Genomic DNA, 12734 nt, shown 5'->3' with positions numbered 1-12734 from the left:
CGGCTTTTTTACTTTTTATACCACCCCAAATGGAGTTGGATATGTCGGACTTACCAACCAAATTTCTGAGTAAGGAATCTTTGCTTTCGAAGGATCGCATCGGAGCCATGCTCTTTATGCTTGCGTGTTTATGCTATGGCTACCAAACCACGCTGATTCCTTTGTTCCCCGGTGACGAGTACGAACCCTTCACGGCAAGAACCTTACCTATCCTGCTAACGTTTATCGGCATTGGCCTTTCGTTGATCCTGCTTATAACCGGACAGCCAGATAAAAAAGTCACATGCGACACTACGCCGTTGAACTGGAAACTGCTTATTGGCTTCTTGGTGTTAATGGCTCTGTACGGTGTTGGGCTGACTTATCTTGGCTTTGTTTTAGCAACCAGCTTCTTCTTACTTGCAGGCTTTTACCTACTGGGTGAGCGCCGCAAAGCTGTCTTATTTGGCGCGTCGTTTCCTTTCGTTATCGCGTTCTTTCTTTTATTAACTCAAGGCTTAGATATCTACCTAGAGCCTGGTTTAATCTTCACTCTTTGGTAGGGATAACATTATGTTAGACGGAATTTTACAAGGACTTTCGACCGCCGTGATGCCAATGAACATCATGATGGTAATTGTTGGCTGTTTTGTTGGTACCTTTATTGGGATGCTACCGGGACTCGGTCCAATTTCAGCAATCGCGTTGATGATCCCGATTACATACGGCCTAGACCCTTCTTCTGGCCTAATCTTGATGGCTGGTGTGTACTACGGCGCTGTATTTGGTGGCTCGACGTCATCAATATTAATCAACGCTCCAGGTTGTTCTTCAACGGTAGTAACCGCATTCGATGGCTACCCGATGGCACAAAAAGGCCAAGCGGGTAAAGCACTTGCACTCGCGGCTTACTCTTCTTTCACTGGTGGCACACTTTCGGCAATCATGCTTTTGATTGCGGCTCCGGCTTTAGCCAGCGTCTCATTGAGCTTCCAGTCTTCAGACTACTTCGCATTGATGTTGTTAGGTTTATCGGCAGTAGCGGCGTTTGCGGGCCCAGGTCAGGTAATCAAGGCATGGATGATGACCATTCTTGGTTTGATGCTGTCTACTGTTGGCATCGACAAAGGCGTTGGTGTTGAGCGTTTCACGTTTGGTCTAACAGACCTGATGGATGGCTTTAGTTTCCTACTTCTTGCTATGGCAACCTTCGCTTTAGGTGAGACTTTAATGGGTATTTTGAAACCGGAGAAAGACACTAGCGGCGAAGAAAGCCAAAAGATGGCTGATATTGGTAGCATGAAAATTACCAAAGAAGAGTTCAAAGAAGTGGCGCCAGTTTCGATTCGCTCTTCTATTCTCGGTTTCTTTACCGGTGTTCTACCGGGCGCAGGAGCCACTATTGCGGCATTCCTAAGTTACGGTATGGAACGTAGCCTTGCGCCAAAAGACAAACAGAAAGAGTTTGGTAAAGGCAGTATTCGTGGTCTTGTTGCTCCTGAATCTGCAAACAACGCAGCTTCGAGTGGTTCATTCGTTCCGCTACTGACGCTTGGGATTCCCGGCTCTGGTACTACCGCAATCATGCTTGGCGCCCTAATCGCATACGGTATTCAGCCGGGCCCTCGCTTGTTCGTTGAACACCCAGATGTATTTTGGTCAGTAATTATCTCGATGTACTTTGGTAACATCGTACTGGTTATCTTGAATCTGCCTTTAATCCCTTACATCTCTAAACTGCTCGCGGTACCAAGAACGGTACTACTGCCAATGATTATCTTCTTCTCAATCACAGGCGTGTACTTGGTGTCTTTCAACACGATGGATGTTTTTGTAATGCTCATTGTTGCTATGGTTGCGATTGCGCTGAGGTTAGCTAACTTCCCACTTGCCCCATTACTCCTAGGTTTTATCCTTGGTGGATTAATGGAAGAGAACCTACGACGTGCATTGATGATCAGCGATGGCGAGCTGAGCTTCCTATGGGAACGACCAATCACGATGACGTTCACTATTCTGGCTGTGCTGGTACTATCTAGCCCAATCTTAGTAAAACTATTTAGAAGCTTTAAATCGAAGCCAGTAGAAGTGTAAAACTCTACCAATTCAACGAAACCTCAACGAAAGGAGCCATTGGCTCCTTTTTTCAATTAGGTGCTCAATTTGAACCAACGGTTAAAGATGGTAGCAAACTCACAAACCTACCTTTACAACACACATGACACTGATATTCGTAACGAAATCAAGTAAGGTAAACGGTCATTTAACGCATTGGATTCAAAACTATGGATTGGTTGATTCTATTCTTATCGGGAGTGATTGGCGGTGTGCTCAACTCAATTGCGGGTGGCGGTAGCTTCATCACCTTCCCTGCGCTTTTGTTCGCTGGAGTTCCACCAATTGCAGCCAACGCGACCAATACCTTTGCTTCATGCGCTGGCTACATTAGCGGAGCCTACGCGCTACGCCACGAAATTCAATCTGGTACTAAGCAGCTAAAACTGACCATTGGTTTGTGTGTAATTGGCGGCGGCATTGGCGCATTTTTACTGCTGCACACACCAGAAGCCCTATTCACTCAATCCGTACCTTGGTTACTGCTATTTGCCGCTTTGCTTTTCACGTTTGGTGGCACACTCAATAAATGGCTTAAGCAAGCAACAGCAAAACATAAGCACGCCACCAGCGCAGGAGTATTCTTTTCTGCTTTATTGCTTTTGGTCGTGTGTATCTATGGTGGTTACTTTAACGCAGGTTTGGGGATAGTAACGTTGAGTTACTTAGCTCTGGCTGGTTACACCAACATCAACGTAATGAATGGCATCAAACTGCTCGTGTCTGCGTGTGCATCACTCGCGGCAATAGTGTTCTTTGTTGTGAATGGTTCGATTGATTGGCCGTCAGGCATGGCCGTTTTGTTTGGGACATTGGTTGGTGGTTATTATTCAGCAAAAATCTCTCGCCGCATCCCTCAACAATATGTTCGTACCACAGTGATCATCGCGAGCTTTTTGATCACCGCTTACTTTTTCTATGCTGATTAGACGTTCGGTTTAATAAGGCTTGCAACTGGAAAGATAAAGCAAAAAGATTCCACCCTTCTCATACCGATTTCGCTATTTTATTGCTTATAAAATAACCAAACCAAAATGTGTGAGGCGAGTCCTTCAATTAGCAAATTTGATAACAATTTAGACTGTTTTTTAGCCTTTATTTGACCAAAGGTGGGATAATTTTCCTGTCGAAAGTGAGACTTCATTAGGAGGCGTTATGAACATTAAACTCGGTCATGTCATGTCATCAAGTCGACTCATTTGCTTTGTCGCTTTTCTTGCTGCCACATTCGCGTGGATCTTAAAAATGCCCGCTCTGTTTTCTGTGTCAGCGCTATTCTTGCTGATCAGCGCCATTGTTTATGTCGTTGACCTTTGGAAGAATCAAAGAAAGAACCGCGAAGCTTAAGACGAGCGACTAAGCGACACGCATTAAAAAAGGAGCGCTTAGGCTCCTTTTGTATTTTGCAGTCAAGGCTTTGGCTATCTGACGATGCTTAACTTACACCTTTACATAGCGACGCATTTCTATTAACGACGAAAATTACGACCATTACCGCCGCGGCGCTCTTTAAATGCAGACGCGGCTTTAGCTTGTGATGCTAGAATCGATTCAACCGTCAATTCCATTGGCTCACGAGGCTCTAACCCGTGACGGAATGTACGTGAACGCGGAGGCATCTGGTATTCGATATCTGAAGCTTTAGGCATGCGCTTGAAACGGTAAAGGTAGAAGTTTTCTACTTTCTCACGAGCCCATTCAGTCTTCTTCAGATATTTAACAGCACTTGCCACCGTTGGCTTAGTGTTAAAGCAGTTCATGCGCATTGCTGCATCCAAAATTTCCCAACCGTAATGATCCACTAATTCAGTGATCATAGTATCTAGCTTTAAGCCGTGCAGTGGGTTGTTTTGTTGCAGTTCGATTCTTTCTTCTTCAGTCATATCTTTACCTTTTCCAAGGCAACTAAAGGCCTTGAATATACTCTAGAACACCGTCATCACTGACCATATCTAGCTCAATCATTTGGGCATTACATCCATTGCCCTTATCTATGCCTTTATGATGGCATAAAGCATGCTCGTTATCCTATTTATCTTTCAATTTAATTTTAAAATGGTCACTTATCATCCTAATGTTGCGTGCAATACCGCCATGCACTCCCGACGAGTGCTTCTCTTAGATTTCGACCAAATTCGTTCAAGTTAACAAAAACCATGATAGAAGCATGAAATTCCCCTAGTTTAAGTAATGAATTATAAATTTATTAGAACGCAGTGTTGCTAATTAACAGCACGATGCTATGTTAGAAGTGGTATAGAAACCTACAAATAACGATATTAAACAATGATATAATTATAAATAAAGGTTGGCTTTGACCATGTTTGACTACTCCAAAATCAGCAGAGTAGCCGCCCAAGATAAAGACATTATCGCCATCGTTGATGATCTCTTTCGGCTAGCTCGCGAACATTACCCCATTCTGTCTAGGCTCTCGGTTGTGCTATGCAACGAAAATAGAGCGTCGAATTACTTTGTTTCGGATACTCTGTGCCAAGAAGCCGAACATCGCCATGTCGAGCAAGAACTTACGCCAGAATCGGCTTTGTCGCGCATGGCTGAGTCTTTAGATACCCGGATCATCAACGACCTCACCACCATTAGCTCAACCAAACAAATATCTCACCTACTCGATCTCGGTCATCAAAGCAGTTATACAACACCAATTCATCATCAAGAAAGTAATCTTGGATTTGTGTTTATCAATGCTTCATCAACAGGATTTTTTGCTAACCAAACTATTCAGTGTGATATCGCCTATCTCACTCAAGTCATCTCTAGCCTTTTCGTTCAGTGGTTTGAGCGCCAACGTCACTTTCAATCTTCTTTAGCGATCGCTTTAAATATGGGTCATGCTCGAGATCCAGAAACCAAAGAACACCTAATTCGCATGGGTAAATACAGTGAGCAAATTGCTCGCACGCTGTCGCACACCAAAAGAGAAATTACACATCAATTCATTCATCGAATTCGGTTGTATGCGCCCTTCCACGACATAGGTAAATATCGAATTCCAGATAAGGTGTTGTTCAGTAGCGCGCGTTTCAATGAAGAAGAAAGAAACATCATGAACAATCACACCTTGTATGGCGAAGAGATGATTGATGACGTGGTTGCCCTTTCCCACCACAGCTCGATGTGCAGTGAAGAGATTCAATTCATTAAGAATATTGTGCGCCACCATCATGAACGGTTTGATGGCTCTGGGTTGCCTGATGCTTTGAGTAACACAGCGATACCACTAGAGGCTCGAATAGTGACATTAGCCGATGTATTCGATGCACTGATGAGCAAAAGAGCTTATAAGCACGCGTGGTCACTCGATGAAGTGATGGAATACATAGAAGCGCAGAACGGTTCAATGTTCGACCCAGAGTGTGTTGTGGCTCTTAAACAGAACCTAGACGGCTTTATGGCAATTCGGGAGCAATATAACGACGATGCTCAGCCGCACTTAATGACAGCTTAAACTATGGCTTCTTTGTTATTCAGGCCTAAGTAAGAGAACGGGAACCAACAAAAAAGGATGCCAATTGGCATCCTTTTGTTTTCTAGCTTGCAGCTGAAAGAACAAATTTGTTCTCTACTGATTCTAACTAACGATTATACGTCGTAAGTTGTAGAAGCAGTGTCGCCGCCTGTACCAGTCCAGTTTGTGTGGAAGAATTCACCACGTGGACGGTCAGTACGCTCATAAGTGTGAGCACCGAAGTAGTCACGTTGAGCTTGCAGAAGGTTCGCTGGAAGACGAGCTGTAGTGTAGCCGTCTAGGAACGTTAGTGCAGAAGTCATACATGGCATTGGGATACCAGATTCCATAGACTTAGCTGCAACTTTACGCCAAGCGCCCATGCAGTTGTCTAGGATGCCTTTGAAGTATGCATCTGAACCTAGGAATGCGATCTCTGGGTTCGCTTCGTAAGCATCACGAATGTTGCCTAGGAATGCAGAACGGATGATACAACCACCACGCCACATAAGAGCAACGTTACCGTAGTTTAGATCCCAGCCGTTTTCGTTTGACGCTTCACGCATTAGCATGAAACCTTGAGCGTAAGAGATGATCTTAGAAGCAAGTAGAGCCTGACGGATTGCATCAACCCACTCTTGCTTGTCGCCTTCAACTGGAGCAACAGTCTTGCCGAACAGTTTTTCAGCTTCAACACGTTGGTCTTTAAGTGCAGATAGGCAACGAGAGAATACAGACTCAGTGATTAGAGTCAGTGGGATACCCATATCTAGTGCGTTGATACCTGTCCATTTGCCTGTACCTTTTTGGCCAGCAGTGTCTAGGATCTTCTCAACTAGCGCTTCACCGTCTTCATCTTTGTAGCCAAGGATGTCAGCAGTGATTTCTACTAGGTAGCTGTCTAGCTCAGTTTTGTTCCAGTCAGCAAATACAGCCTGCATTTCGTCGTGGTTCATACCTAAGCCATCTTTCATGAACTGGTATGCTTCAGTGATAAGCTGCATGTCACCGTATTCGATGCCATTATGAACCATCTTAACGAAGTGACCAGCACCGTCGTTACCAACCCAATCACAACAAGGCTCACCTGCGTCAGTTTTCGCTGAGATACCTTGGAAGATAGGCTTAACCGCTTCCCAAGCTTCAGGAGAACCGCCTGGCATGATAGAAGGACCAAAACGAGCGCCTTCTTCACCACCAGAAACACCCGTACCGATGAAGTGGATGCCTTTCTCGCGAAGAGCGGCAACACGACGGTTAGTGTCTGGGAAGTTAGTGTTACCACCATCAATGATGATGTCGCCTTTGTCTAGAAGTGGTACAAGCTTGTCGATGAACGTATCTACAACGTCACCAGCACGAACCATAAGCATCACTTTACGTGGCGCTTCTAGCTTCTCAACTAGCTCTTCTAGAGAGTAAGCACCAACAATGTTAGTACCTTTAGCTGGGCCTTCTAGGAACTCGTCTACTTTCGCAGCAGTACGGTTGTGAGCCACAACTTTGAAGTCGTGGTCGTTCATGTTTAGGATAAGGTTCTGACCCATTACTGCTAGGCCAATTACACCGATATCACCTTTCATTATTTTATCTCCTTGCGGCTATTCGCACTTATGCGATAGCACTTGCTGCATTTGAATCTAGGAACCACTCTGTTTCGCCAGTTTTAGACTGGATTTTCGCTGCCGGGTAAGGCAGTTCTGAAGCAGGAGTTGTATGAATTTCTTTAACGATCTCAACTTTACCTGCACCCAGTACTAGGTAGCTGATTCGTTTTGCTGCTTCTAAAACTTTCGCTGTTTTAGAAACACGGATCTGGCCTGACTCTGGGTGAGAAGCTAATACAGATAGGTTCTCATCTTGGTAGTCAGTTGCACCCGGGAATAGTGAAGCTGTGTGGCCGTCTGCGCCAACACCTAGCAGGATCCAATCGAATACAGGCGTGCCGTTTTCAGTTGGAATCACGTCTGCCATCTCTTTTGCGAAACGCTCTGCTTCTGCTTTAGGCTCATCTTCACCACGTATGCGGTGGATGTTCTCAGCCGGAAGATTGACTTGAGTAAACAGCAGTGCGTTTGCTTCGCCGTAGTTGCTTTCAGCATCATCAGGTGCCACGCAACGTTCGTCGCCCCACCAGAAATGAAGGTTATTCCATTGAATGCCTTCTGCGTATGGTGCTTGAGCTAAAAGCTTAAAAAGCATTTTTGGCGTGCTGCCACCCGACAGTGAAATGTGAACAGGTTTACCCTGCTCGCTGTAAGCCTTCATTTCGTTTGCTAGGTTTTCAACGACTAATTCAGGCGTCGCAAAGATCTTGTGATTGATCATAGTTCGCAGTAATCCGTGTCTGTTAAGTTTTTGCATGGGAAACGCCATGCGCGGCCATCACGCTGCAGAAGCTCATCGGCTTCTTGCGGGCCCCAAGTACCACAAGCATAGCCAAACAGTGCTTGAGGGTCTTGTTTGAGATCTAAGATCGGTTGAACGTACTTCCAACATGCTTCTACTGCATCGGTACGTGCAAATAGAGTCGCATCACCGTTCAGCGCATCAAGAAGAAGACGCTCATAAGCCGTCAGCATTTGAGTTTCAGGCAAGTCAGAGTAAGAGAAGTTCATCTTCACTTCTTTTGCTTTGAAGCCTGCACCCGGCTCTTTCAAACCAAAGCTCATCTGAATACCTTCATCCGGTTGGATACGGATAATCAGCTTATTCTCTGGTGCATCTTGACCAAACACTGGGTGTGGCGTGTTCTTAAAGTGAATCACGATTTCAGTCACACGTGTTGGTAAGCGTTTACCCGTACGTACGTAGAAAGGAACACCATTCCAACGCCAGTTGTTGATGTGTGCTTTAAGACCAATGTACGTTTCAGTACGAGAGTCGTCTGCGACACCATGCTCTTCGCGGTAACCAGGCAAGTGCTGACCACGAACGTCTGATGCTGTGTATTGACCTAGAACCAAATCTTTACGCAGGTCGTCTTCTTCCAGTGGTTTCAGACACTGAAGTACTTTAACCACTTCGTCACGAATTGAATCCGCATTGATTTGAGCTGGTGGCTCCATACCAACCATTGCTAATACTTGTAGCAAGTGGTTTTGGAACATGTCACGAACTGCGCCAGAACCGTCGTAGTATCCGCCACGCTCTTCAACGCCAAGGAACTCAGCACCTGTGATTTCAACGTATTCAATAAAGTTACGGTTCCACAGTGGTTCAAACATCGCATTTGAGAAACGAAGCACTAGAAGGTTTTGAACCGTCTCTTTACCAAGGTAATGGTCGATACGGTAGATCTGGTGTTCTTGGAAGTGATGATGGATCTCTTCATCTAACGCTTGAGCTGATGCTAAATCGTAACCAAATGGTTTCTCGATGATCAGACGACGCCAGCCGTTATTTTCATCGTTCAGGCCATGCGCAGCAAGGTTTGCTGGAATCACACCGTATAGGCTTGGCGGGGTTGCCAAGTAAAACAATGTGTTATGGTTTTCGAATTGATAGTCTTGCTCAAGCTTGTCTAGACGTTGTGCTAAACGAGCGTAGTCGTCTACATCTGAAGTGTTGATCGCTTGGTAATGCAGATGTTCAATAAATGCATTCAGCGTCTCTGGCTCAGTTTTTTCCATTTCCTGAAGAGACTTCTTCAGCTTCTCACGGTAAGACTCATCGCTGTACTCAGTACGGCTCACTCCAAGAATCGCAAAGGATTTTGGTAGTTGATTGCTAGCATACAGGTGGTACAAAGCAGGAATTAACTTGCGGTAAGTTAGATCTCCCGATGCACCAAAAATAACGATGCTGCTGTTTTCAGGTATTACCATCATCTTTCCTATAAAAACAAGGTTTTTAGTATTCGCCAAAGGTATCAGCGACATACGAAAATAGATAATAGGTCTTGGCTATTACATCAATAGCGAGTGCCTATTACACTTGAGAATGCGTTTGGTAAACGAGGGTGAAAGCTATCACCTCTATTCGGGACAGTATTGTCTATGAGTATTTGATTTACATCAACCACTGTGAAAGCAATCGATTAAATATTGACTCATTTCGAACAAATTCTAATCGATAGCTCAGTTCGCCGAGCCCGAGAGTGAAGCAAATCGGTATTCTCAAACATTGTAGTCAAGAAAGAACGGTATCTGGTCGGTGGAGTGAATAATAGGAAATGGAGAGAAAGGCAAAACCAGCCTATTCAACTGGCTTTATATTTATTTGACAACATCGCGTTTGTCTTGGTGACTTGTTGTCGCTAAATCTATCTTCTAGCTTTGTTGTAGCAGCGTTCTGGGCGGCCTACTGACCCGTAATTTAAGTCAGCCACTAACTCGCCAGTCGTGATTAGAAATTCCAAATAGCGTCGAGCGGTGGTTCGACTTGCTCCAATACGTTCACCTGCTTCATCTGCTGTAATATCAGCAATATCGGCTTGTTGAAAAATGGCTCTAATTTTATCAAGCGTTACGCCATCAATCCCTTTGGGTAATGTTGACACTTTTCCTGAGTCCGCTTTCGCGTTGGCTTGCAGCATCTTATCGACCAAACCTTGGTTCAAATCAGACACACTTTCAAACTCTTGCAACTGCGATTGATATTTTTTCAGCGCCGCTTCTAAGCGAGGAAACATCACAGGTTTCAGCAGATAGTCCACGACTCCACCGCGCATTGCCTGTTGCAAGGTATCGACGTCTCGCGCAGCAGTAATCAAAATCACATCACAACCCTGATTACTACCACGAACGTGGTTCAAAATATCAAGCCCGCATCCATCCGGCAGATACACATCCAATAAAACCAAGTCAGGCTTTAATATGTCTAATTGCATTAACGCTTCAGACTGCGTGGTCGCAATCCCCACCACATCAAAGCCACCCATCTGTTCTAAATAACGATGATGTAGCTCTGCAATCGCAATATCATCTTCAATGACCATGACTCTCGTGATTGCGCTCATTTATGTTCTTCCTTTAACCATGCTTTTCCGTCACGATGATCTTCACTCGATCACTTCGCGCTTAATTATTATTGTGCTTCTTTTGGCAGATAAACCGTCATTCGCGTACCAAAATCGTGGTTGTCGACCATTTCAAGCTGTCCTTGATATCGGTCTGCCAGTTGCTTTATCAAATACAAACCGACGCCGCGATTCTGTTTCGCTTTGCTCGATACGCCTTTTTCGGTGAGTGCTTTCGTCGCCAAGTCTTTCGGCAAACCACACCCTTTGTCTTCTACTTCTACGATAATTTCATTACCAAAATCACTGATTGAAACTTCAATAACTCGACGCGCTGGAGTAATTTGACCCTCTTGCTTAATAGCCGTCATGGTGGCATCAAAGGCGTTATCAATCAGGTTGCCAAGAATTGTGACAACGTCATCCGCGTTCAGCCAGCTAGGCAATGCTTCAAGCCTTGAGCCTTCTTCGACTTTGAGCTCTAAACCTATTTCTCTTGCACGCTCCGTTTTCCCCAAGAGCATGCCTGCAATGAGCGGGTCTTTAACGGTTTCACGCAAGAACTCGATCAAGCTTTGATAGTGCGCTGTTTCTTGGCCAATCAGCTGTTGTACTGAATCCAACTCGCCCATCTGGATCAAGCCACTAATGGTGTTGAGCTTGTTTTGATGCTCATGGGTTTGTGAACGGAGTAGATCTGCATACTCTTTGGTTTGTGAGAGTTGGTCTGTTAAATCGTTGATTTCATCTCGTAATCGGAAACTGGATACCGCCCCGACCACCTCACCTGCCACTATAATCGGGCTGCGGTTGGCAACGATTCGCTTATTGTTCAGGTACAGCTCGACGTCGTGGTCGGTTTCACCAGTGGATAACAGTTGCTCTAAATCGCTGCCGGCCAATACATCTGAAAGGCGCTGTTGGTTGAGTGCAGACTCTCTATCGATAGACAAAATATCGCAGGCACTCTTATTAATAGAACGTAAAATTCCGTGCTTATCGATACTCAGAATACCTTCTTTCACGGTACTCATAGTCACATCTAACTCGACATACAGTCGGCCGATCTCTTCGGGTTCAAAGCCTAAAATAGCGCGTTGAAAGCGGCGAGACACATAGCTTGAAATCAAAGCGTTGACCGCAACCACCAGCAACGCCATCACAATCAAAAAGGCTAAATAAGGTTCGATTCGGTCTTGTAACGAGTCCAACAAGTAACCAACCGACACCACGCCAATGACAGTGCCTTGTGGGTCTTTAACCGCAGATTTACCACGGACAGAAAAACCAAGTGATCCTTTGGCCGTCGACACATAAGATTCACCCAACACCAATGCTTTTTGGTTATCACCACCGCGCATGGGTTTACCAAGCCGGTCATCATAAGGGTGAATCAGGCGGATACCTTTATCATCTCCCACAACGATAAACGCCGCGCCAATGAGCTGGGTAAGGTTTCGAAATTTAACTTGAGTTTCTTCAGACAGAACGTAGGGAGCGCCATTAGGGCCCATCGTTCCATTTTCTTGAATAATGCTGGTGACAAGTGGCGATTCAGACAGAAATTCAGCAACACCTAACGCTTTCAAACCCATCTCTTGTTCTTGAGATTGTTTGATATAATAAAACCCAGCCGCTGAAAGTATCAAAAGTTCAACAAGACCAGTGACCGTCATGATAATCAGCAGCCTTTTACGGAAGCTGATACTACTCCATTTCATATTCCACCGTCCCTAGTGTTAGACGAGCAATGTTAACACCAAGTTAATTAGATGACCTTTCTACGTACGCGAATTTGTGACTGTTACTCAACTAAATAATTGAGCAGATTATTAATTGATAATCCTTTACGTTGTTCACCTCGATTAATCGTTCGCTTTTAGAACGGATTAGCTTAAAAATCAAAATAAACGAATAAATATTGAGCTAGATCACTAAGCTTTTAGGTGTTTTTTAGGTTGTTTAAAATAAATACAATTATAATAGTTGCATATGAAGAAGTTTATTGTTGCCAAGCCATAAGTCATGATTTTCAGACTCCGTTTTAAATCGAAATTTCGGTTAACAAAAAGACAACAACTCTTCGCTCACTGGACGTATCTATAACGAAACGTTGCACGCTCGCCGCTAAGATTGTTGAACAAGTAGGTTATCAACCTAACCTCATTCATACATCTCTATTTACACTATAGGCCAGCATGACAACTCAGA

The 12734-nt window shown here is 44.6% G+C and carries 11 protein-coding genes; 5 read left to right on the top strand and 6 right to left on the bottom strand.

Going from position 1 to position 12734, the window contains the following annotated elements:
- Nucleotides 1-41: 41 nt before the first annotated feature.
- From AACU28_RS15465 to AACU28_RS15450, 4 genes are all read left to right on the top strand, one after another.
- Entirely contained in the window at nt 42-542 is a 501-nt protein-coding gene (locus tag AACU28_RS15465; protein WP_004733594.1) for a tripartite tricarboxylate transporter TctB family protein, read from the top strand.
- A gap of 10 nt (nt 543-552) precedes the next feature.
- Nucleotides 553-2073, top strand: a complete 1521-nt coding sequence (locus AACU28_RS15460; RefSeq protein WP_004733593.1) for a tripartite tricarboxylate transporter permease — start codon at nt 553-555, stop codon at nt 2071-2073.
- Between the two features lie 191 nt (nt 2074-2264).
- Complete coding sequence (locus AACU28_RS15455; protein WP_102488455.1) at nt 2265-3023, top strand: sulfite exporter TauE/SafE family protein; 759 nt, start codon at nt 2265-2267, stop codon at nt 3021-3023.
- Nucleotides 3024-3249: 226 nt separating this feature from the next.
- Entirely contained in the window at nt 3250-3441 is a 192-nt protein-coding gene (locus tag AACU28_RS15450; protein WP_004733590.1) for a hypothetical protein, read from the top strand.
- A 122-nt stretch (nt 3442-3563) separates the two neighbouring features.
- Here the strand turns inward: AACU28_RS15450 and AACU28_RS15445 are convergent, their stop codons facing one another.
- Nucleotides 3564-3977 carry a VF530 family protein gene (locus tag AACU28_RS15445; RefSeq protein ID WP_004733589.1) on the bottom strand — a complete coding sequence of 138 codons (414 nt, stop codon included), beginning with the start codon at nt 3975-3977 and terminating at the stop codon, nt 3564-3566.
- 425 nt (nt 3978-4402) lie between these two features.
- Here AACU28_RS15445 and AACU28_RS15440 point away from each other — a divergent pair, with 425 nt between their 5' ends.
- A complete protein-coding gene (locus AACU28_RS15440; protein WP_076647953.1) occupies nt 4403-5563 on the top strand; it encodes an HD-GYP domain-containing protein in 1161 nt (386 codons plus the stop codon).
- Nucleotides 5564-5697: 134 nt separating this feature from the next.
- On the opposite strand, the gene gnd is transcribed toward AACU28_RS15440, so the two are convergent.
- The 5 genes from gnd to AACU28_RS15415 form a co-directional block, all read right to left on the bottom strand.
- Nucleotides 5698-7146 carry a decarboxylating NADP(+)-dependent phosphogluconate dehydrogenase gene (gene gnd / locus AACU28_RS15435; protein ID WP_121603174.1) on the bottom strand — a complete coding sequence of 483 codons (1449 nt, stop codon included), beginning with the start codon at nt 7144-7146 and terminating at the stop codon, nt 5698-5700.
- Between the two features lie 28 nt (nt 7147-7174).
- Entirely contained in the window at nt 7175-7891 is a 717-nt protein-coding gene (gene pgl, locus AACU28_RS15430) for a 6-phosphogluconolactonase (RefSeq protein ID WP_065104019.1), read from the bottom strand.
- The gene (gene zwf, locus AACU28_RS15425) at nt 7888-9390 is read right to left on the bottom strand and encodes a glucose-6-phosphate dehydrogenase (protein WP_029224174.1); all 1503 of its coding nucleotides are present in this window, start codon (nt 9388-9390) and stop codon (nt 7888-7890) included. The genes pgl and zwf overlap by 4 nt, the downstream gene beginning before the upstream one ends.
- Before the next feature lie 437 nt (nt 9391-9827).
- Nucleotides 9828-10523: a response regulator gene (locus tag AACU28_RS15420; RefSeq protein WP_004733584.1), complete on the bottom strand. Its 696-nt coding sequence runs from the start codon at nt 10521-10523 to the stop codon at nt 9828-9830.
- A 68-nt stretch (nt 10524-10591) separates the two neighbouring features.
- Nucleotides 10592-12244 (bottom strand): ATP-binding protein, encoded by a 1653-nt coding sequence (locus AACU28_RS15415; protein WP_017093985.1) that lies wholly within the window; start codon nt 12242-12244, stop codon nt 10592-10594.
- Between the last annotated feature and the right edge of the window lie 490 nt (nt 12245-12734).

The sequence above is a fragment of the Vibrio sp. SBT000027 genome (genome assembly GCF_963894355.1).
Taxonomy (GTDB): Bacteria; Pseudomonadota; Gammaproteobacteria; order Enterobacterales; family Vibrionaceae; genus Vibrio; species Vibrio splendidus.
This window is presented reverse-complemented; position numbering and strand designations above follow the sequence as displayed.

Coding starts and splice junctions, on each gene's coding strand:
- AACU28_RS15465 (WP_004733594.1), top strand. CDS start 42: ATGTCGGACTTACCAACCAAATTTCTGAGTAAGGAATCTTTGCTTTCG.
- AACU28_RS15460 (WP_004733593.1), top strand. CDS start 553: ATGTTAGACGGAATTTTACAAGGACTTTCGACCGCCGTGATGCCAATG.
- AACU28_RS15455 (WP_102488455.1), top strand. CDS start 2,265: ATGGATTGGTTGATTCTATTCTTATCGGGAGTGATTGGCGGTGTGCTC.
- AACU28_RS15450 (WP_004733590.1), top strand. CDS start 3,250: ATGAACATTAAACTCGGTCATGTCATGTCATCAAGTCGACTCATTTGC.
- AACU28_RS15445 (WP_004733589.1), bottom strand. CDS start 3,977: ATGACTGAAGAAGAAAGAATCGAACTGCAACAAAACAACCCACTGCAC.
- gnd (WP_121603174.1), bottom strand. CDS start 7,146: ATGAAAGGTGATATCGGTGTAATTGGCCTAGCAGTAATGGGTCAGAAC.
- pgl (WP_065104019.1), bottom strand. CDS start 7,891: ATGATCAATCACAAGATCTTTGCGACGCCTGAATTAGTCGTTGAAAAC.
- zwf (WP_029224174.1), bottom strand. CDS start 9,390: ATGGTAATACCTGAAAACAGCAGCATCGTTATTTTTGGTGCATCGGGA.
- AACU28_RS15420 (WP_004733584.1), bottom strand. CDS start 10,523: ATGAGCGCAATCACGAGAGTCATGGTCATTGAAGATGATATTGCGATT.
- AACU28_RS15415 (WP_017093985.1), bottom strand. CDS start 12,244: ATGAAATGGAGTAGTATCAGCTTCCGTAAAAGGCTGCTGATTATCATG.